Annotated in this window: 19 protein-coding genes and 1 tRNA gene; 7 read left to right on the top strand and 13 right to left on the bottom strand. The window is 74.4% G+C overall.

The genetic code is table 11. The annotated features are described in order from the left end of the window. Positions 1-77 precede the first annotated feature (77 nt). Together ACLQ2W_RS26685 and ACLQ2W_RS26680 are read right to left on the bottom strand one after the other, a co-directional pair. A tRNA-Gln gene (locus ACLQ2W_RS26685) sits at positions 78-149 on the bottom strand. 106 nt (positions 150-255) lie between these two features. Then, positions 256-1059, bottom strand: a complete 804-nt coding sequence (locus ACLQ2W_RS26680; protein ID WP_107156144.1) for a fumarylacetoacetate hydrolase family protein — start codon at positions 1057-1059, stop codon at positions 256-258. Positions 1060-1230: 171 nt separating this feature from the next. Here ACLQ2W_RS26680 and ACLQ2W_RS26675 point away from each other — a divergent pair, with 171 nt between their 5' ends. Together ACLQ2W_RS26675 and ACLQ2W_RS26670 are read left to right on the top strand one after the other, a co-directional pair. Continuing rightward, positions 1231-2691, top strand: coding sequence for a hypothetical protein (locus tag ACLQ2W_RS26675; RefSeq protein WP_425789711.1), 1461 nt, complete (start codon positions 1231-1233; stop codon positions 2689-2691). 33 nt (positions 2692-2724) lie between these two features. Next, positions 2725-3606, top strand: a complete 882-nt coding sequence (locus tag ACLQ2W_RS26670; protein ID WP_425789709.1) for a 3-methyladenine DNA glycosylase — start codon at positions 2725-2727, stop codon at positions 3604-3606. Positions 3607-3810: 204 nt separating this feature from the next. On the opposite strand, the gene ACLQ2W_RS26665 is transcribed toward ACLQ2W_RS26670, so the two are convergent. The 8 genes from ACLQ2W_RS26665 to ACLQ2W_RS26630 all read right to left on the bottom strand — a co-directional run bounded on the left by ACLQ2W_RS26665 (position 3811) and on the right by ACLQ2W_RS26630 (position 10543). Beyond that, positions 3811-4953, bottom strand: a complete 1143-nt coding sequence (locus tag ACLQ2W_RS26665; RefSeq protein ID WP_425789707.1) for a cellulose binding domain-containing protein — start codon at positions 4951-4953, stop codon at positions 3811-3813. Between the two features lie 118 nt (positions 4954-5071). After that, the gene (gene arfB, locus ACLQ2W_RS26660) at positions 5072-5497 is read right to left on the bottom strand and encodes an alternative ribosome rescue aminoacyl-tRNA hydrolase ArfB (RefSeq protein WP_425789705.1); all 426 of its coding nucleotides are present in this window, start codon (positions 5495-5497) and stop codon (positions 5072-5074) included. Positions 5498-5506: 9 nt separating this feature from the next. Further along, complete coding sequence (locus ACLQ2W_RS26655; protein ID WP_425789703.1) at positions 5507-5803, bottom strand: hypothetical protein; 297 nt, start codon at positions 5801-5803, stop codon at positions 5507-5509. Positions 5804-5891: 88 nt separating this feature from the next. Continuing rightward, positions 5892-6752 (bottom strand): S1C family serine protease, encoded by an 861-nt coding sequence (locus ACLQ2W_RS26650; RefSeq protein ID WP_425789701.1) that lies wholly within the window; start codon positions 6750-6752, stop codon positions 5892-5894. Positions 6753-6798: 46 nt separating this feature from the next. Further along, positions 6799-7758, bottom strand: coding sequence for a VWA domain-containing protein (locus ACLQ2W_RS26645; RefSeq protein WP_107156151.1), 960 nt, complete (start codon positions 7756-7758; stop codon positions 6799-6801). Further along, positions 7755-8783, bottom strand: a complete 1029-nt coding sequence (locus ACLQ2W_RS26640; protein WP_425789699.1) for a DUF58 domain-containing protein — start codon at positions 8781-8783, stop codon at positions 7755-7757. The genes ACLQ2W_RS26645 and ACLQ2W_RS26640 overlap by 4 nt, the downstream gene beginning before the upstream one ends. Then, positions 8780-9829: an AAA family ATPase gene (locus ACLQ2W_RS26635; protein WP_425789697.1), complete on the bottom strand. Its 1050-nt coding sequence runs from the start codon at positions 9827-9829 to the stop codon at positions 8780-8782. Before ACLQ2W_RS26635 ends, ACLQ2W_RS26640 begins: the two co-directional genes overlap by 4 nt. A 192-nt stretch (positions 9830-10021) precedes the next feature. Continuing rightward, entirely contained in the window at positions 10022-10543 is a 522-nt protein-coding gene (locus ACLQ2W_RS26630) for a hypothetical protein (RefSeq protein WP_425789695.1), read from the bottom strand. Between the two features lie 295 nt (positions 10544-10838). On the opposite strand from ACLQ2W_RS26630, the gene ACLQ2W_RS26625 reads away from it, so the two are divergent. After that, entirely contained in the window at positions 10839-11822 is a 984-nt protein-coding gene (locus ACLQ2W_RS26625; protein ID WP_425789914.1) for an endonuclease/exonuclease/phosphatase family protein, read from the top strand. A gap of 20 nt (positions 11823-11842) precedes the next feature. On the opposite strand, the gene cimA is transcribed toward ACLQ2W_RS26625, so the two are convergent. Next, the gene (gene cimA / locus ACLQ2W_RS26620) at positions 11843-13435 is read right to left on the bottom strand and encodes a citramalate synthase (protein ID WP_425789693.1); all 1593 of its coding nucleotides are present in this window, start codon (positions 13433-13435) and stop codon (positions 11843-11845) included. Positions 13436-13717: 282 nt separating this feature from the next. Between cimA and ACLQ2W_RS26615 the strand changes: the two genes are divergently transcribed. After that, on the top strand, positions 13718-14182 hold the full coding sequence (locus ACLQ2W_RS26615; protein ID WP_425789691.1) for a PRC-barrel domain-containing protein: 465 nt from the start codon (positions 13718-13720) through the stop codon (positions 14180-14182). A gap of 64 nt (positions 14183-14246) precedes the next feature. Beyond that, complete coding sequence (locus tag ACLQ2W_RS26610; protein ID WP_425789689.1) at positions 14247-14978, top strand: tyrosine-protein phosphatase; 732 nt, start codon at positions 14247-14249, stop codon at positions 14976-14978. A 74-nt stretch (positions 14979-15052) separates the two neighbouring features. Here the strand turns inward: ACLQ2W_RS26610 and ACLQ2W_RS26605 are convergent, their stop codons facing one another. Both ACLQ2W_RS26605 and ACLQ2W_RS26600 read right to left on the bottom strand, forming a co-directional pair. Further along, positions 15053-16150 carry a branched-chain amino acid aminotransferase gene (locus ACLQ2W_RS26605; protein WP_425789687.1) on the bottom strand — a complete coding sequence of 366 codons (1098 nt, stop codon included), beginning with the start codon at positions 16148-16150 and terminating at the stop codon, positions 15053-15055. Between the two features lie 190 nt (positions 16151-16340). Further along, positions 16341-17372, bottom strand: coding sequence for a 3-isopropylmalate dehydrogenase (locus ACLQ2W_RS26600; protein WP_281935828.1), 1032 nt, complete (start codon positions 17370-17372; stop codon positions 16341-16343). Between the two features lie 219 nt (positions 17373-17591). Here ACLQ2W_RS26600 and ACLQ2W_RS26595 point away from each other — a divergent pair, with 219 nt between their 5' ends. Together ACLQ2W_RS26595 and ACLQ2W_RS26590 are read left to right on the top strand one after the other, a co-directional pair. Beyond that, positions 17592-18464 (top strand): FAD:protein FMN transferase, encoded by an 873-nt coding sequence (locus ACLQ2W_RS26595; protein WP_425789684.1) that lies wholly within the window; start codon positions 17592-17594, stop codon positions 18462-18464. A 334-nt stretch (positions 18465-18798) separates the two neighbouring features. Continuing rightward, on the top strand, positions 18799-19155 hold the full coding sequence (locus tag ACLQ2W_RS26590) for a hypothetical protein (protein ID WP_199199609.1): 357 nt from the start codon (positions 18799-18801) through the stop codon (positions 19153-19155). Positions 19156-19207 lie beyond the last annotated feature (52 nt).

Here is a 19207-nt window from a genome sequence, read left to right as displayed (position 1 = left end):
CCAGAACTTTTCGTGCACTCCGACAGTGGCAACTGCCGGAATCCAGCGACCGGGATTCTCACGAACCCTCGGCTGCGCTGGGGTACCAGGACTCGAACCTAGACTAACTGAACCAGAATCAGTCGGGCTGCCAATTACCCCATACCCCATTGGCCCCTTGCGGCGCCGGGAATGAACTTTACCCTCCCGCCGCCAGCAGGCCAAATCCAACCCCCCGAACCGCACCTGAGCTGCGGAAACAAGGCATCGGACGGATCAGGCGACCGGAACGACCGGGTTGCTGAGTTCCCCGATCCCCTCGATCCGCACGGTGACCGTATCCCCCTCGGTGAGCGGGCTAACCCCGGCCGGGGTGCCGGTGAGCACCACGTCGCCGGGCAGCAGCGTCATCACGTGCGAGATGTACGACACCAGACCCGGCACGTCGAACACCATGTCCTTGGTCCGGCCGAGCTGGCGCACCTCCATCTCCTCCGGATCGCGTCCCACCTCGCACCGGACCTCCAGGTCGCGGACGTCCAGCCCGGTGGTGATCCACGGCCCGATCGGGCAGAACGAGTCGAAGCCCTTGGCCCGGGTCCACTGCCCGTCGGACCGCTGGAGGTCCCGAGCGGTGACGTCGTTGGCGCAGGTGTAGCCGAAGATGGCCCGCTCGGCGGCGGCCCGGTCGGCCCGCCGCGCGCCGGGGGCGCCGATCACCACGGCGAGTTCCGCCTCGTGCTCCACCTGCTTGGAGAAGATCGGCAACCGGATCGCGTCCCGGGGGCCGATCACCGAGGTGGACGGCTTGAGGAAGAGCAGCGGCTCCTTCGGCACCTCGCTGCCGTGCTCGGCCGCGTGCTCGGCGTAGTTGCGACCGACGCAGACCACCTTGCTCGGCAGGATCGGCGACAGCAGCCGGACGTCGGAGAGCGCCCAGCGGGCGCCGGAGAACTGGATCTGCCCGAACGGGTGGCCCTCGATCTCGGCGATGGTCAGGCCCTGCGGCCCGGCCTCCGGCTCGCCCTCGACGACCCCGAACGACATTCCCTTGGCATGAGCGAAACGAGCGATACGCACCGGGCCAATCTATCCCGCGCCGGCCGGCCGGCCGCCGGACACCGGCAGGTGATCCCCGCCTCGACCGGTGCGCCAGGGTACGCCGGGTCCCGCCGACCGGGAGGAAAATGCCGGCTTCGTACCCGCCCGGCGGGCCCCGGCCCATAGCTTCGGGTCCGGAGGTTCGTTGGTATGCCTGCATCGAGACGACACCACAGGACCCTGGCCGTGCTGGTGAACTGCCTCGGCGTGCTCGCCGCCGTGCCGGCGCTGCCCCCGGCGGCGCCCCGGGCGGTCGCCGCGCCCGCCCGGTCGGCCCCGCCACCGGCCCTGGCCGCCGCGCCGGTGCGCCCGGTGGCGGCGGCCACCCCGATCCCGACCGGCGTGCCGGCGGTGCCCCCCGCGGTGCCGACCACCGGCCCGGCGCCGGTGCAGCCGTCGATGCCACCGGTGAGCGTGGCCGTCGGCGCCGCCGGCACCCCGGCGCCGGGGTACCGGATCGAGGTCCGCAACGCCGGCCCGGCGCCGGTCGAGACGATGGTCCGGCAGGAGCTGCCGACCGGGTCCCGGGCCACCACGGTCACCGGTGGCGGGCAACGCACCGGCCCGGTCGGGGCGACCACCGGCGAGGTGACCTGGCGGCTGCGCCTGCCGGCGCGGAGCACCACCACGCTGCACACCGCGCTCGCGGTCACCGGCCCGGATCGTCCGGTGACGGCTCCCGCCTGCGTCTACGGCACCGACGGCACCCGCCCGTACGACTGCGCCACGGCGACCTGGGTGGGCGCGGCCCCGGCCCCGACCGCGCCGGCGACCGCCGCCCCGGCCTGGCGCCGCCCGCCGGTGCTGCTGGCCGCGGCGACCGCGCTGCTGGTGCTCCTCGCCGGGGCGCTCTGGTGGGCGGCCCGCCGCCGGCGGCGCGGCGCCCCGGTGCCGGCCGGCGTCGCCAGGTCCGGCACGGGCCCGATCGGCCCGGTGGGCACCGCCGGGCCCGGTGCCGTCCCGACCGGTCCGGCGGACGGCCGCGGGACGCCGGTCGGCCCCGGGGTGGGCGGTCCGGCAGGCCGGGGCACGGTCTACCCGCGCCCGGCGCTGCCGACGCCCACCGTCCGGCGTCGCCGACCGCCGGTCTGGTTGACGGTCGGCGTGGCGGCGGCGGTCCTGGCCGGCGTGATCGGCGCGGCGGCCTGGACCGCCACCCAGCGGGTCGCCGCGATGGACACCACCAAGCAGCCGACCAGCGGCGCCTGGGTGGGCAGCAGCGTGACCGGAGCGCTCGGCGTACCGCTGCGCGAGACCGCGTTCGAGTTCACCGTCTACCGGGTGAGCTGCGGCGCGGGCGTGGTGCCGGCGGCGCCGGCCGGCGGGCGACCCTGCCTGGCCACGGTCGGCGTGCGCAACCTCACGTCGGAGCAGCAGACCTGGCACGGGCAGTTGCAGCGCGCATACCTGCCGAGCGGCAACTGGGTGGCCGCGGACGAGGACGCCACCCGGGTGGCGAACCTGGGTCGGGACGTGTTCGCCCAACCGGTGGCCGCCGGCCGGCGGGTGCTGCTGCCGCTGGTGTTCACCGTGCACGGGGCCGAGCCGCCGAAGCAGTTGGAGCTGCGCAGCGGCGTGTTCTCCGCCGGCGTGCGGGTGGACGTGGACTGACCGTGGGCCGGGCGGCGGTCGTACCCTGGGGTGGTGACCGCCGCCCTCGCCCCCGCCGCCGTGCTCGACGCGGCCGACTGGCGGGCCCGCCGGCGCGACCACGAGGAACGGGTCGACGCCTGGCTGACGCCGCACCTGGCCCGCCGCCGCACCGGCGTGAAGCACCCGGTGGAGGACTTCCTCTTCACCTACTACTCGCACCGGCCGGCCCAGTTGCGCCGCTGGCACCCGGGGGCGGGCGTGGTGCTGCGCGACGCCGACCCGGCCGATCTCGGCCCGGACTACACCGCCGGCGCCGCCGGGCTCACGCTCGACACCGACCGGGTACGCGCCCGCCGCGCCGAGTCCATCGCCTGGATCCGGACGCTGTTGGCGGCGACCGCCTCCCGTCCGGCGCACCTCGGCTGCTTCGGCATGCACGAGTGGGCGATGGTCTACCGGCAGACCCAGGAGCAGGTGCGACACAACTCCTGGCCGCTGCGGCTGAGCCCGGCGGCGACCGCGGCGGTGGTCGAGGAGCGCGGCGTGCGGTGCAGCCACTTCGACGCGTTCCGCTTCTTCACCGCGCCGGCCCGGCCGCTGAACGTGCTCCAGCCGACCCGGGAACGCCAGCACGGGCTGGAGCAGCCGGGCTGTCTGCACGCCAACATGGACCTCTACAAGTGGGCGTACAAACTCTCCCCGCTGGTGGCCTCGGAACTGGTGGCCGACTGCTTCGCGCTGGCGCGGGAGATCCGGACGCTGGACATGCGGGCCAGCCCGTACGACCTGGCCGACCTGGGCCACCCGCCGGTGCGGGTGGAGACGCCGGAGGGCCGGGCCGAGTACGCCGCCGCCCAGCGCGGGTTCGCCGAGCGGGCCGCCGGCCTGCGGGCCCGGCTGCTGGCCGCGCTGGACCACGTCGTCCCGGCCTGAGGCCCGCTCGTCCCACGGCTGCGGCGGCGCGTGCCCGCGCCGGGCCGACGCCGACGCGCGCCCGGGCGTGTCGCGTGCCGGGGACAGGTCCGCCGCGAGCCGTATACCTCCTGGTCATAAATATGCCCAGGAGGTATACGGACGCCACGCAATGCGCTTCCCCTCCCCGTCACTCCGGGTGATCAGCGAGGCGAACCACGACCGTCAGCCCAGCGTGCAGGCCGGCAGCGGCGGCGGGTTCGGGACGGCGCCGTTGGCCAGCAGGCCGAACGTGGCCTCGGCGCCCGGGGCGAGCGCGCCGTTCCAGGTAGCGCTCCGGGCGGTCACCGCGGTCCCGCCCTGCGCCACCTGGGCGCTCCACGCCTGGGTGATCTGCTGGCCGCCGGTGAGCGCGAAGCGGACCACCCAGGAGGGGATCGACACGGCGCCGGTGTTGCGGACCGTCACCTCGGCCTGGAAGCCGCCCGGCCACTGACCGGCGATGCGCCAGGTGGCCGTGCAGCCGCCGACCGTGGGCGTCGGCGACGGGCTGTCGGTCGGGTGCGTGGGCCCGGTCGGCGTCTGGCTGGGCGTCGGCGAGCTGGTCGGGGTCGGGGTCGGCGAGGTGGTCGGGGTGGTCCCGCGCAACGCGGCGGTCAGCGCCGGGTACCACCGGTCGGACATCTTCTGGTCACCGGCGGCGTTGGGGTGCACCCCGTCGTACGTGTCGGTGGCGGTGTTGAAGCCGGTCCACTGGTCGACCACCACGATCGGCGAGGCGGCGGTGGTCTTCCCCGCCACCCAGCCGTCGATGGCGGCGTTCAGCGCCACGGTCCGCTGCCCGCACTCCGGGCAGCTCGCCGGGTTCATCGGGATGATCTTCGCGACCAGCATCCTGGTGGCCGGGTTGGCGGCCCGCATCTGGTCCACCAGCTTCGAGTACGCGGCCAGGATGGTGCTGGGCGCGATGTTGCTCCACACGTCGTTGGTGCCGAGGTGCATGAGCACCACGTCGGGGTGGGTGGCGGCGAGCCAGCCCGGCAGCAGGTTCTGGTTGGCGATGTTGGTCGCCAGGTAGCCGCCGTGCCCCTCGTTGTCACCGTCGTAGGGCACGCCGCAGCCCTGGGGGCCGAGCGTGCCGACGAAGTCGACGTCGGTGTAGCCGGTGGACTGGAGACGGTTCCAGAGCACGGCCCGCCAGCAGCCGGGCGACCCGGTGATCGAGTCGCCGAGCGGCATGACCCGGATCGGGGCGACGGCCGCGGCGGCGGCCGGTGGGGTGACGGAGACGAGGGTGAGGCCGAGGGCGAGGACGGGCAGCAGCGCGGCGACCGCGGTCAGCGCGGCGCGCAGGCGGATTCGGGACATGCGTACGGGACTCCTGTCACGTGACGATGGTCGGTGACGGCCCTGACGCTCCCGTACGCATTGAAGCGCTTCGACGCCTGCGTTTCAACCCCCGGGGTGGCCGGACCGGGCGGGCCGGTCAGTCGCCGTCCACCCGGCGGTCGCGCTTGCGCTGGGACTGCCGCTTCTTCTCGGCCAGCCGGCGCTCCTTCGCGCCCCGGGACGGACGGGTCGGCCGGCGTGGCTTGGGCGGCGGGGCGACCGCCTCGCGCAGCAGCGCGGTCATCCGCTCCCGGGCCGCCTCCCGGTTGGCCAACTGGGCGCGGTGCTCGCTGGCGGTGACCGTCAGCACGCCGTCGACCAGCCGGCCGGCGAGCCGGCCCAGGGCCCGCTCCCGCAGCGCGGGCGGCACACTGGGCGAGTTGGCCAGGTCGAAGCTCAGCTCCACCCGGGAGTCGGTGGTGTTGACGCCCTGCCCGCCCGGCCCGGACGACCGGGAGAACCGCTCGCGCAGCTCGGCGGCGGGCACCACGAGCCGGTCGGTCACCCGCAGTCCGTCGTCCACGCCCCGAGGCTAGCGCCCCGGACGGTGGCTCGGGGTAGGGGTGCCGGTCGGGGCCGGACCGGCCCGCTCCTGACCGGTGCCGGACGCCGCGTACGCGGCGGCGCCGACCAGCAGCAGGGCGATCACGGCCAGCTTGACGGCCACGCCGCGGATCGCCGCCCAGGCGTTGCGCCGCGCGCCCGGCACGCTGGTACGGACCGTCTGGTAGTCCTTCCAGCCGCGCTTGGCACGGGCGTACGACGCGCCGACTCCGGCGCCGATGACCAGGCCCACCAGGAGGAGGGCCGCGATGACAGCTTGCTCCACCTCCGCCAGTATCCATACTCAGCGTAATATTTCCATGGTCCGATGGTCCCACGCCGGATATCCGACAGTTCCGGCTTGTCCGCGCAGCTCAGCCGCCCCGGCCGATGATCGTGTCGGCGGTCTGCTGCACCTGGTCGATCGGGATGGCGAAGCCGATGCCGATCGAGCCGTTCCCGTCGATGGTGGCGATGGCGGTGTTCACGCCGACCACCTCCCCGCGCGCGTTCACCAGCGGCCCGCCGGAGTTGCCCGGGTTGATGGAGGCATCCGTCTGCACCGCGGTGTGCCGGCCGTTGCCGATCCGGACCTGCCGGTTGAGCGCGCTGACGATACCGGCGGTGACCGTGCCGGCGAGCCCGAGCGGCGAACCGACCGCGAGCACCGGCTCGCCCACCCGGGTCCCGTTCGGCTTCGCCAGCGGCAGCGGCGGCAACCCGGCCGACGCGGGCACCTTGAGCACGGCCAGGTCGCTGTCCGGCGCCCGGCCCACCACCTCGGCGGCGATCCGGCGCCCGTCCGAGGTCTCCACCGTCACCGGGCCGGCGCCGCCCCGGGCCAGGATGTGGTCGTTGGTGACGATGTGCTGCTCGTTGTCGATGGCGAAGCCGGAGCCGGACGCTCCCGCGCCGGACTTCCCGCCGACCATCACCGACACCACCCCGGGCACCGTCTTGCCGGCGGCGGTGACCAGCTCGGCCGGCACCGGCGCGGCGGAGGCCGCGGACGGGCCGGGTGCGCCCCGGTCGGCCGCCCAGGTGCCGGCCGCCGCGCCGGAGACGGTGGAGAGCGCCACCACCGCCGCCGCGCTCAACAGCCGGTCCGACCAGCTCCGTCGCCCCGCCGGCCGGGCGGATCCGGGTACGCCGTCGGGACCGCGTCCGTCCGGGTCCAGCTCCGGGGAGACGAACCACGGGCCGCGCGGCTCGCCGAGTCCGGTCTGCACTGCCATGCCTGGCTCCTCACGTGTCGTGCGTCGTCCGGTCCGGATGTGCGGGTCAGGGCAGCCGGGAGAACCACCGCAGCGAGCCGGCGGCGGCGCCCATGGCCAGGACCAGCCCGAACCCGATGAAGCGGGCCGAGATGTCCTGCCGTTGGGTGCGGTAGCCGACCGAGGTGCCGATGTCCTCGTAGACGTCCTTCAGCTCGCGGCTGGTCGACGCCTCGTGGAAGCCGCCGCCGGTCGCCTCGGCGACCGCCTTGAGCGTCTGCCCGTCCACCGGCACCTGGATCGCCCGGCCGCCCCGGTCCACCGACCCGCCGGGCGTGCCGAACGAGATGGTGTGCACCGGCACCTTGGCGGCCACCGCCTGGTCCGCGGCCTCCATCGGGTCCATCCCGGAGGTGTTCGCGCCGTCGGAGAGGATGATGATCCGGGCCGGCGGCGGGTTCTTGGCGGCGCTGGCGTCCAGGCTCTTCACCGCGCCGAGCGAGGTGCTGATCGCCTCGCCGATGGCGGTGCCCTGCACGCCGGTGATCCCCTCGGCGAGCCGCTGGATCCCCTCGTGCAGCGCCTCCCGGTCGGTGCTCGGCGGCACCAGCACCGCCGCGCTGCCGGCGAACGCGACAAGGCCGACGTTGAACTCGTCCGGCAGCCCGTCGACGAACTTCCGGCCGGCCTCCTTGGCCGCGGTGAGCCGGTCCGGGTCCACGTCACCGGCGAGCATCGAGGTGGAGACGTCCACCGCGACCATCACGGTGGCCCGTTCCCGGGGCACCCGCACCTCCGCCTCGGGCCGGGCGAACCCGACCACCAGCAACGCCAGCATGGCGAGGAAGAGCCCCGCCGGCACGTGCCGGCGCCAGGCCGGCCGGCGCGGCGCGACCCGGTCCAGCAGGCGCAGGTTGGTGAAGCGGACCGCGTACCGGCTCTGCCGGCGCTGGCGCACCAGGTAGCCGGCGACCAGCGCGGCGACCAGGAGCAGCAGCCAGAGGCGCGCGGGTGACTGCCAGCTCATGCCGCACCGCCCCGGGCGGCGGCCGGCTCGGTGGCCAGCCGACGCTGCTCGTGCACGTGCCGGACCACGTCCACGCACCAGTCCCGGTCGGTGCGCAGCGTCAGGTGGGTGGCGCCGGCCCGGCGCAGGGCCCGACGCACCTGGTCGCGCTGCCCGGCGGCGGCGTGCGCGTACCGCTCGCGCAGCACCGGGTCGCCGGTCCACACCTCGCGGTGCCGCCCGCTCTCCGGGTCGACCAGGGTGATCAGCCCGACGTCGGGCAGCTCCAGCTCGCGCGGGTCGGTCACCTCCACGGCGAGCACCTGGTGCCGGACCGCCAGCCGGCGCAGCGCGGTCGCCCACGGCGGGGTCGCGTCCGGGTCGTCCGGCAGGTCGTCGAGGAAGTCGGAGACCACCACCACCAACCCGCGCGAGGTGGCGACGCGCTGCACCCCGACCAGACCGTCGGCCAGGCCCGGCGTCGGGGCGTCGGAGCCGCCGTCGGCCCGTCCGGCCGCGCGCGCGTCCGGCCGCTCACCGGTACGCGGGGCGTTGAGCAACGCGCGGAGCAGCCCGAGCAGATGAGTCCGACCGCTGCGGGGCGGGAACCGGCGCAGCCCGTCCGGGGCGAGCACCTGGGCGCCGAGCCGGTTGCCGACGCCGGCGGTGAGGAAGCCGACGCAGGCCACCGCCGCCACCGCCAGTTCGCGTTTGTCCAGTGTGGCGGTGCCGTACTCCATGCTGGGGCTCGCGTCGACGAGCAGCCAGGTGGTCAACTCCCGGTCGGCGTCGACCTCCCGCACGTGCGGGACGGTGGTGCGGGCGGTGACCGCCCAGTCCATCCGGCGTACCTCGTCCTCGCCGGGGCGGTACTCGCGGCTGCCGGCCGCCTCGCTGCCGGGGCCGGGCAGCAGGCCCCGGTACCGGCCGTGCAGCAGGCCGTCGAGCCGCCGGGTCACGGTCAGCTCCAACCGGCGCAGCCGCTGGTCGGGAGCGAGGTCGGCGAGGCCGGGACCGGCCGGCGCGGGAGCGGTGCGGCGGGTCACGCCGCCGCCAGGTCCGCCGCCGCCGGCGCGGGTCCGGTCACCAGCCGGGGCGGGGGCACCGCCTCGACCAGCCGGCGCACCAACTCCTCGCCGGTGACCCCGTCGGCCACCGCGTCGAAGGAGAGCACCAGCCGGTGCGCCAGCACGTCCACCGCCAGGTCCCGGATGTCCTCGGGGAGCACGTAGTCCCGGCCGTGGATCAGCGCGTGCGCGCGGGCGGCGGCGACCAGGCCGAGCGTGGCCCGGGGGCTGGCCCCGTACGCCAGCAGCGGCGCGACGTCGGGCAGGCCGAAGCGGCCCGGGTCCCGGGTGGCGAGGATGAGCCGGACCACGTACTCGGCGAGCGCGTGGTGGACGAAGACGTCGGCGGCGCGGCGTTGCAGCTCGCGCAGCCGGACCGGGTCCAGCACCGGGCGCGCGGTGGGTCGCTCGGTGCTCATCCGGTAGAGGATGGCCAGCTCGTCGGCGTCGCTCGGGTAGTCGACCACGACCTTCATGAGGAACCGGTCGCGCTGCGCCTCGGGCAGTTGGTAGACGCCCTCCGACTCGATCGGGTTCTGCGTGGCCAGCACCAGGAACGGGTCGGGCACCGGCCAGCTCCGTCCGGCGATGGAGACCTGCCGCTCGGCCATCGCCTCCAGCAACGCGGACTGCACCTTGGCCGGGGCGCGGTTGATCTCGTCGGCGAGCACCAGGTTCGCCATGATCGGTCCCAGCTCCACGTCGAACGTCTCGGTGGAGGCCCGGTAGATCCGGGTGCCGACGATGTCCGACGGGACCAGGTCGGGCGTGAACTGGATCCGGGAGAACGTGCCGCCGACCACTGTGGCGAGTGTCTGCGCGGCCAGCGTCTTGGCCACTCCCGGCACGCCCTCCAGCAGGCAGTGACCGTCGGCGACGAGCGCGGTGAGCAGGCGGTCGACGAGCCGATCCTGCCCGACGATCACGCGTTTGACCTCGAAGAGGGTCTGGTCCAGCTCGACGCCGCTCGCGTCCGCATCGACCGGGCTGGGCACGCTGGCCAGGGTGTCCGAGATGTCCGTCACGGTGCTTGCTTCCCGGGCCGGACGGCCGACAAACGTCGGATTATCCGGCCCAGGCCGGTCCGGGCCGGGCCGGACCGGGAGGACCTCCCCGACCGGGCGGGAACGGCGCGAAGCGGCGTCCGGAGCCCCGGACCGGGACGGAACACGACACCGGCCCCCGCCGTGGCGGGGGCCGGTGTCCGGCGGGGCGGGTCAGTTGGTGACCACGAGGTGGAACGGCCGCGGCGAGAAGATGCCGACGGAGTTGCGGGTCTGCACGAAGACCGCGTTAGGCGTCAGCAGCCGCGGCGCGACGGACACCTCGCCGGCCGGCGGGACGTTCGCCGAGTCGTTGGTGCCGACGGTCGCCACGTACGCCTTCTGGCTCACGTCGTAGTCGAGCAGCACCTGGAACTGCCCCGGCGACACGCCCGGCCCGGGCGGGAACCGGAACGCGGAGACCACGTTGCCGGAGTGCTGGAGCAGCACGCCGGTGGACGACACCACCGCCCAGGCGACCTGCCCGGGGGCCGGCGGGGCCAACGTGGCCCGCATGGCGGACCGGGCGGCCTGCCGCTCGGCGGGGCTGACCGCCGGCTGCTGCCCGGCGGATTGGGTGGGCTGGCCGGCCTTCGACTCCGGCTGGGCGGCGACCGCGATCCCGCCGCCGGCCACGGTGAGGGCGAGCGCGGCGAGCGCCACCACCGTCGCCTTTCGCTTGAAGAATGTAGCCATGACTGATCTCCCTTTTTGACCGTGGTGATGAAACGGCGCGAGCAATTGCGGGACATCGGGTTCCCGCAGCGGAGAGCACGGCCGCTGAGCTGGCCTTACTACGGAGCGTTGGGATGTCTCGACCAGGTGGAACCTAACACCGGAAAATGGGGCGGTCAATAGCGTTAATCGCGTGTCCGACGCGCCTCGAAAGCCGTCCGGAAATTGTGAGAAGGCAGCGCTCGACCATTCACGAAATTGCTTCGCGGGACACCGGACCGACCCGTCCGCCGGTACGCTCACCGCCATGATCACCATGGACGCTCCCCCGCGCGGCGGCACCCGACGCGGCCGGTGGACGACGGTGGCGTGCTGGCTGGCGGTCGCGCCGGTGACCGCCTGGGCGGTGCTGCGGCTGGCCGGGCTGGAACGGGGGCCGCTGGTGCTGACGACCGCCTTCACGCCGTACGTCGCCGCGGTGGCGCCGGTGGTCGCGGGGCTGGCGCTCGCGCTGCGGCGCCGCGCGCCCGCGGTGGTCGCGGCGCTCGCCACGCTGGCGCTGGTCGGCGCCGTGGCGCCGCGTGCGGTCGCCGACGATCAGCCGCCCGCCGAGGGACCGACGCTGCGGCTGCTCACCGCCAACCTGCGCCTGGGTTCGGCCGACCCGGCCCGGCTGGTGGCCCTGGTCCGCGCGCACCGGGTGGACGTGCTCACCGTGCAGGAGCTCAGCCCGCAGCTCGCCGCCGACCTGGACCGGCTCGGCCTGGCCGAGCTGCTGCCGTACCGGTCGCTGAGCCCGGAGGTGGGCTCCACCGGCTCCGGCCTGTACGCCCGCCATCCGCTGCACGACCCCGGCTACCGACGCCATCGGCGATATTTCCTCACCCAGGCGTACGCCACACTGACGGTGCCGGGCGCGCCGCCGCTGCGGGTGGAGTCGGCGCACCCGGGCGCGCCGTACATCCTCGACGCGGTGCCGCAGTGGTGGACCGACCAGCGCGCCCAGCCACCGGCCACCCCGAACGCCGGGCTCAGCGTGCTGGCCGGCGACTTCAACGCCACGCTGGACCACGCCACCGTGCGCCGCCTGATCGCGACCGGCTACACCGACGCCGCCGACGCGGTCGGGGCCGGGCTCGCCGGCACCTGGGGCCCGTACGACGGCGATCCGATCCCGCCGGTCACCATCGACCACGTGCTGGTCGACAGGCGCATCGCGGTCCGCGCCGTCGACGTCTGGCCGGTGCCGGGCAGCGACCACCGGGCGGTGCTGGCGGAGCTGCGCCTGCCGGCGGCGTGAGCGGGGCGCGGGCCCCCGCCTCAGGCGTTCAGCCGGGCCCCCGCCTTGTCCAGGCCGTAGGTGAGCGCGTCGACGAGCGCGTGCCAGCTCGCCTCCACCACGTTGGGGTGCACGCCGACCGTGGTCCAGTCCCGGCCCGCGCCGGCGGTCTCCACCAGCACCCGGGTCACCGCGCCGGTGCCGTGGCTGCCCTCCAGGATGCGCACCTTGTAGTCGGCCAGCTCGAACTCCCGCAGCTCCGGGTAGTGCCGGGCCAGCCCGGACCGCAGCGCCTCGTCGAGCGCGTTGACCGGGCCGTTGCCCTCGGCGGTGGCGATCACCCGCTCGCCGCGTACGCGGATCTTGACGGTCGCCTCGGAGACCACCGCGCCGTCCTCGCGGTGCTCGACGAGCACCCGGTACGACTCCAGCGCGAACGGCCGGGCCGGCGCGGCGTCCGGCAGCTCGGAGCGGACCAGCAGCTCGAACGAGGCGTCGGCGGCCTCGAACGACCAGCCGCCGGCCTCCAGCTCCTTGACCCGGCCGGTGACCCGGGAGAGCGCCTCCGGATGGCCGGCCAGGTCCAGACCCAGCTCGCGGCTCTTGAGCTCGATGCTGGCCCGGCCGGCCATCTCGGTCACCAGGATCCGCATGTCGTTGCCCACCACGGCGGGGTCCACGTGGTTGTAGAGCAACGGGTCGACCTTGATCGCGCTCGCGTGCAGCCCCGCCTTGTGGGCGAAGGCGGCGGCCCCGACGTAGGCCTGGTGGGTGTCGGGGGCGATGTTGGCGATCTCGGCGATGGCGTGCGAGACCCGCACCATCTGTTCCAGGCAGCCCTCCGGTAGGACGGGCATGCCGAGCTTGAGCTGGAGGTTGGCGACGATCGCGAACAGGTCCGCGTTGCCGGGGCGCTCGCCGTACCCGTTGGCGGTGCCCTGCACGTGCCGGACGCCGGCCTCGACCGCGGCGATCGTGTTCGCCACCGCGCAGGCGGTGTCGTTCTGGGCGTGCATGCCCAGCCGCTCCGGCGCCACGCCGGTCCGCGCGACCAGGTTCTCGATCGCGGCGGTGACCTGGGAGGGCAGCATGCCACCGTTGGTGTCGCAGAGCACGAACCGCTCGGCGCCGGCGGCCATCGCGGTCGCCACCACGGCGGCGGTGTAGCCGGGGTCGTGGCGGAAGCCGTCGAACGTGTGCTCCCCGTCGACGAACACCCGCCGCCCCTGCGCCACCAGGTACGTGACGGTGTCCCGGACCATCGCCAGGTTCTCCTCGGCGGTGGTGCGCAGCGCGCGCTCGACGTGCCGCAGGTCCGCCTTGGCGACCAGCGCCACGGCCGGGGTCCCCGCGTCGAGCAGCCCGCGCACCTGCGGGTCGTCGGAGACCGCCAGGCCGGCCTTGCGGGTGGCGCCGAACGCGACCAGGACGGCGTGCCGCAGGTCCAGCTCCGTGCGGGCCCGGCGGAAGAACTCGGTGTCCTTGGGCACCGCGCCCGGCCAGCCGCCCTCGATGAAGCCGACTCCGAGGTCGTCGAGCAGGCGGGCCACCGCCAGCTTGTCGACCACCGAGTAGCTGAGCCCTTCACGCTGGGCGCCGTCGCGCAGCGTCGTGTCGTACACCTGGAAGGTCATCGGAGTCCTCTTCTCGTGCCTGGGGCGAGCAACAAAAAGACCCCCCGCGAAATGCGGGAGGTCGGCGCGCTCGGCGAGGGAAGGCCGGCGCGCTAGCTGCTAATGATCAGGACGGAGCTGGTCACGACCGGTACTCTGCCACCTCCGCCGCGTGTTGGGAGGGGTAATCCACATTCCGGGATGCGGGCAAGGATTGAAAAGCCGGCCAACGGGTATGAACCGGCTCAGCAACGACACATTCACTCCCATGACGGCCGGCAGGCCGGGACAGGAGTCACCCCTATGGACAGGCTCGACCCGCACACCACGCACGGCACCACCGAGCCGGTCGCCGACGGCGGCCCGGGCGCCTACGCCGGCGGCGCGCCCGCCGGTGCGTTCGACCCCTGGCGTTACCGCGACGAGGCCGGCGTGGCCAGCGCCGACCTCACCGGCTACAAGGTCGAGGCCACCGACGGCAGCATCGGCAAGATCGACAAGGCGAGCCACGAGGTCGACGACAGCTACCTGGTGGTCGACACCGGCCCGTGGATCTTCGGCAAGAAGGTCATGCTCCCGGCCGGCACGGTGAACCGCGTCGACCACGACGACCGGAAGGTCTTCGTCGACCGGGACAAGGACCAGATCAAGGCGGCCCCGGAGTACGACGAGAGCAACCACGCCGACCCGGCCTACCGGGACAAGCTCGGCGGCTACTACGGCGAGAACTACTCCGCGCTGCCGCCGGACGGCCCGGCCCGGATCTGAGACAGCACCGGCCACGGCCGGCGGGGGCACACCGATGCCCCCGCCGGCCGTTACCGTGTCAGGGGTGGATGCCCCGGAGACCCCCTTCCCCGCCCTGTTCAACTTCCGCGACGTCGGCGGCTACCCCGCCCGCGACGGGCGCGCCGTCCGACGTGGTCGGCTCTACCGCTCCGACTCGCTGCACCGCATCGACGAGACCGACCGGGCCGCGTTCACCGCGCTCGGCATCCGCACGGTGATCGACCTGCGCCGCCCGACCGAGGTGGCGCGCGACGGCCGGGTGCCCGACTACGACGGGCTCGTCTACCGGCACATCCATCCCGAGCACGCGGACTGGGCCGCCCAGCAGTTCGAGTCTTCCGGCGTCGACCTGGCCCGCTACCTCGCCGACCGGTACGCGGACCTGGCCCGCACCGGCACGGCGGGGCTGGCCGAGGCGGTCGGCCTGATCGCCGACAGCGCCAACGCCCCGGTGGTCGTGCACTGCGTCGCCGGCAAGGACCGCACCGGGATCGTCTGCGCGCTCACGCTGGCCGTGCTCGGCGTGGCCGACGACGACATCGTCGCGGACTACGCGCTCAGCACCGCCGCGTCCGAACGGTTCAGCGCCTGGGTGCGGGCCACCCTGCCGGACGCGGAGGAGCTGCCGCCGCCGTTCCTCGGCTCCCCCGCCGAGGCGATGGCGCTGTTCCTCGCCGAGCTGCGCGCCGGCCACGGCTCGGTCGAGGGCTACCTGACCCACGCCGGCGTCACCGAGGCCCAGCTCGAAGCGCTCCGCGCCCACCTTCTGGAGTGACTTGTCGACCAGGGAGTTGGCGTCCGGCGCCGGACCGGGCGGACGCCAACTCCCTGATCACGCCTCCGGGGTCGTCAGAGGACCCGGGTGACCCAGTGGTGGGGGTCGGCGGTGCGGCCGCGCTGGATGTCGACCAGCTTCTGCCGCAACGCCATGGTGGTGCGGCCCGGCTCGCCGCCACCGATGAGGAACTCGCCGTCCGGGAAGCGCACGCCGCCGATCGGGGTGATCACGGCCGCGGTGCCGCACGCGAAGACCTCGCGCAGCCGGCCGCTGGCCGCGTCCGCCTGCCAGTCGGCGAAGCTGACCGGGCTCTCCCGGACCGTGTGCCCGGCCTCGGCGGCCAGCGTCAGGATCGCGTCGCGGGTGATGCCCGGCAGGATCGTGCCGCTCAGCGGCGGGGTGACGACCGTGCCGTCGTCGTAGACGAAGAAGACGTTCATGCCGCCCAGCTCGTCGACGAACCGCTGCTCGACCGCGTCCAGGAAGACCACCTGGTCGCAGCCGGCCTCGATCGCCTCGGCCTGGGCCGCCAGCGAGGCGGCGTAGTTGCCGCCGCACTTGGCCGCGCCGGTGCCGCCGGGCGCGGCCCGGGTGTAGTCCGGCGAGACCCAGACCGTCACCGGCTTCACCCCGCCGGCGAAGTAGGCGCCGGCCGGCGACGCGATGACGCAGTAGAGGTATTCGTTGGCCGGGCGCACGCCGAGGAAGACCTCGCTGGCGAACATGAACGGCCGCAGGTAGAGGCTGCCGTCCTCGTGCTCCGGAATCCACTCCCGGTCGATCTCGACCAGCCGGCGCAGCGACTCCACGAACGTCTCCGGCGACAGCTCCGGCATGGCCAGCCGGCGGGCGGACGCCACGAAGCGGGCCGCGTTGGCCTCCGGCCGGAACATGGTCACCGACCCGTCACCGGTGCGGTACGCCTTCAGGCCCTCGAAGATCTCCTGCGCGTAGTGCAGCACCGCGGCGGCCGGGTCCATCGGGATCGGGGCGCGCGCCTCGACCCGGGCGTCGTACCAGCCCTTGCCGTCGGCGTAGCGGATGGTGACCATGTGGTCGGTGAACACCCGGCCGAACCCCGGGTTCGCCAGCAGGGCGGCCCGGTCGGCGGCGGATACCGGCGCGGGATTCGGACGGATCTCGAAATCGAGCTTGTCACCACCGCTCATCGCGCTGACCTCCCTGCGGGTCCACGGCATGCGGGGGTCGCACACCGACGTCACTGGTGCCAGAAACTTACCCCGAACGGTCGTTCAGCGGATAGCTCCGGCCCCGCACATCGACGATGCCAATCGGGGGGAGCTGGCCCGGAAACGGGTCTGGCGGCCCGGAACCGGGCCGCCAGCAGGATCGGCCCGGTCAGGCTACCGCGTGGGCGGCGAGCCGGTCGCCGACCTCGTCGGTGCGCAGCGGCGTGCCGGGGGTACGCCCGGACAGCTCGGCGGCGACCGCGGCGGTGACCCGCGCGGCGGCGTCGGCGTGGCCGAGCTGGTCGAGCAGCAGCGCGGCGGAGAGCACGGCGGCCACCGGGTCGGCGACGCCCTTGCCGGCGATGTCCGGCGCGGAGCCGTGCACCGGCTCGAACATCGACGGGTACCGCCCCTCCGGGTTGATGCAGCCGCTGGCGGCCAACCCGATGCCGCCGGTCACCGCGGCGGCGATGTCGGTGAGGATGTCACCGAAGAGGTTGTCGGTCACCACCACGTCGTACCGGGACGGGTTCGTCACCAGGAACATCGCGGCGGCGTCGACGTGCTGGTACTCCGTGGTCACGTCGGGGTGCTCGGCGGCCACCTCGGCGAAGGCGCGGGACCACAACGAGCCGGCGTGGGTGAGCACGTTGGTCTTGTGCACCAGCGTGACCTTGCGCCGCTCCCGGCGGCCGGCCCGGGCGAACGCGTCCCGGATCACCCGCTCGACGCCGTGCCGGGTGTTCAGGCTCTCCTCGGTGGCCACCTCGGCCGGGGTGCCCCGGTGCAGGCTGCCGCCGGCGCCCGCGTAGAGCCCCTCGGTGCCCTCGCGGACCACCACGAGGTCCACCTCGCCGGGCTTGACGGCAGCCAGCGGGCCGGTCACGCCGGGCCAGAGCCGGGACGGCCGGAGGTTCACGTACTGGTCGAAGGCAAAGCGGAGCTTGAGCAGCAGGCCGCGCTCCAGCACGCCGGGCGGCACGGTCGGGTCGCCGACGGCGCCGAGCAGGATGGCGTCGTGGCCGGCCAGCTCGTCGAGGACGCTGTCGGGGAGCACCTCGCCGGTGCGGTGCCAGCGCGCGGCGCCGAGGTCGTACTCGGTGGCCTCGATGCCGGGCAGCACGGCGTCGAGGACCTTGCGGGCCTGCCCGACCACCTCGGGACCGATGCCGTCACCGGCCACCACCGCGATGCGTGCCACCTGGCGCTCCTCACCTCGTCGTTCTGCGCAACGGTACGTCGCCGTCCCGCCTCCCGGTACGAGTCTTCCACCATCCGGGAAGCCCGATGCACAGGAGGCTCCCAGCCGGCATTCATGGTGCGGTCATCTCCACTGCTTAGGGTCGAGTCGACCGGGTCGACGGGAGCCCGGCACCGGCATCGCCGCGACGGTGCGGCGGCCAGCGAGGGGGCGGGTGTCATGCGGATCGACCAGCGGCGGGCACACTGGGCGGACGAACAACCCCGGACCCGCTGGGTCGACCAGACCGGCTTCCGCCAGCCCCGCCCCGACCTGCGCCTCGGCGCCCGCAGCCACCGGGTGGAGCGCGACGGCACCACCCCCTACGACCGGATCAGCGTCCGGCACACCGTCAGCACCTCCACCGCGGAGTACACGCTGCTGCTCAACGCGCCGGACTGGTTCGGTCACCGGGGCGTCGGCGAGGCGCTCCGCGACGCCGTCGCCGAACTGCGCGCCGTCGACCTCACCTACGGCCCGAACCAGCCGGACAGCCTGGTGTCGCGGCTGCGGCGCGACGAGATCAGCCCCGACTCGTACCCCCCGCTGGCCGACCTGGTGGACCGCTGCGCCGCCATGCGGGCGGCGACCGACGGGTGGTTCGACGCCTGGGCGGTGCCGGGCGGCTTCGACCCGGGCGGCCTGCTCGGCGGCTGGGCCGTGGAGCGGGCCGCGGCGCGGTTGCGCGCCGCCGGCATCCACGACTACGCCGTGCTCAGCGGCGCCGACCTGACGGTACGCGGCCACGCCGCGCACGGCGGCCCGTGGCGGGTCGCGGTGCACCACCCGACCGAGGCCCGCCGGGCGCCGCTGGTGCTGGAGATGACCGCCGGCGCGGTCGGCACCTCCGGGGTCACCGGGCGGCGGGGGCACGTCGTCGACCCGCACACCGGGGAGCCGACCGAACGACTGGTCGCCGCCACCGTGGTCGGCCCGGACCTGGCGATCGCCGACGCCTACGCCACCGCGCTGTACGCCGCCGGCCCGGCCGGCCTGGCCTGGTTCCGCGACGGCTCGGACTACCGCGCGCTCTTCGCGCACCAGCGCCGCTGACGCGCGGTCGCGCCCCGCTCGCATCCGGGGCGTGGAACCGCGATCGGCCCCCGCGGTCTCGGCAACGACCGTGGGGGCCGGTCAGCGACGAATGCGCGTGGCTCGCGCAATCGAGGGGTGCGGGCCGACAGGCCGGGCACCCGACCGCGTCACCCGAAGACGGGCCGGGACATCGACTCAGCCGGAAACCGCACCGGTACGCTAGCGAATCGACGCAACTCGACGCAAGAGTCTCCACAGCGGACGCCGCCGGACCGGTGTCGACAATCAGCAGGTGAACCCTCGGGGCGGGGCGGAAGTGACGCCGGCCGCCCGGGATGGCACGCTGTCCGCCGTGAGTTTCGATCTGAGCGTGTGGGCCCTGCCGAACGGGGCCACCCCGGAGCAGGTGCGAGCGGCCGTGCGGCAGTGCCGTGAGGGATGGCACGGCGAGCAGCACCCCGACCCGCGCGTGGTCGGCTTCTACCGGGCGATCACGGCGAGCTACCCCGACCGGCCGGCCCGGCCGGGCACGCCGTGGGAGGTCGCACCGCTGCACGCGGCCGCCGACCACGTCGAGATGAACCTGCACCCCGCCTGCCCGGACCAGGTCCTGCTGGACATCGAGCGGCTGGCCGGCGAACACGACCTGATGCTCTTCGACGCGCAGGACGGCTCGGTCTACCCGCCGCCCGCCCGCGTCCGGTCCTGACCGACGCGACCGGCGTCCGCCGTACGACGAAGGGCCCGGCCGAAGCGGCCGG

Origin of the sequence: Micromonospora sp. DT227 (assembly GCF_049841835.1) — a bacterium.
In the GTDB taxonomy this organism is placed as follows: domain Bacteria; phylum Actinomycetota; class Actinomycetes; order Mycobacteriales; family Micromonosporaceae; genus Micromonospora.
Note: the sequence above shows the minus strand (reverse complement) of the source record. Positions and strands in the feature narration are given on the sequence as shown.

Coding starts and splice junctions, on each gene's coding strand:
- ACLQ2W_RS26675 (WP_425789711.1), top strand. CDS start 1,231: ATGCCTGCATCGAGACGACACCACAGGACCCTGGCCGTGCTGGTGAAC.
- ACLQ2W_RS26665 (WP_425789707.1), bottom strand. CDS start 4,953: ATGTCCCGAATCCGCCTGCGCGCCGCGCTGACCGCGGTCGCCGCGCTG.
- ACLQ2W_RS26650 (WP_425789701.1), bottom strand. CDS start 6,752: ATGGCAGTGCAGACCGGACTCGGCGAGCCGCGCGGCCCGTGGTTCGTC.
- ACLQ2W_RS26645 (WP_107156151.1), bottom strand. CDS start 7,758: ATGAGCTGGCAGTCACCCGCGCGCCTCTGGCTGCTGCTCCTGGTCGCC.
- ACLQ2W_RS26630 (WP_425789695.1), bottom strand. CDS start 10,543: ATGGCTACATTCTTCAAGCGAAAGGCGACGGTGGTGGCGCTCGCCGCG.
- ACLQ2W_RS26625 (WP_425789914.1), top strand. CDS start 10,839: ATGGACGCTCCCCCGCGCGGCGGCACCCGACGCGGCCGGTGGACGACG.
- cimA (WP_425789693.1), bottom strand. CDS start 13,435: ATGACCTTCCAGGTGTACGACACGACGCTGCGCGACGGCGCCCAGCGT.
- ACLQ2W_RS26615 (WP_425789691.1), top strand. CDS start 13,718: ATGGACAGGCTCGACCCGCACACCACGCACGGCACCACCGAGCCGGTC.
- ACLQ2W_RS26605 (WP_425789687.1), bottom strand. CDS start 16,150: ATGAGCGGTGGTGACAAGCTCGATTTCGAGATCCGTCCGAATCCCGCG.
- ACLQ2W_RS26595 (WP_425789684.1), top strand. CDS start 17,592: ATGCGGATCGACCAGCGGCGGGCACACTGGGCGGACGAACAACCCCGG.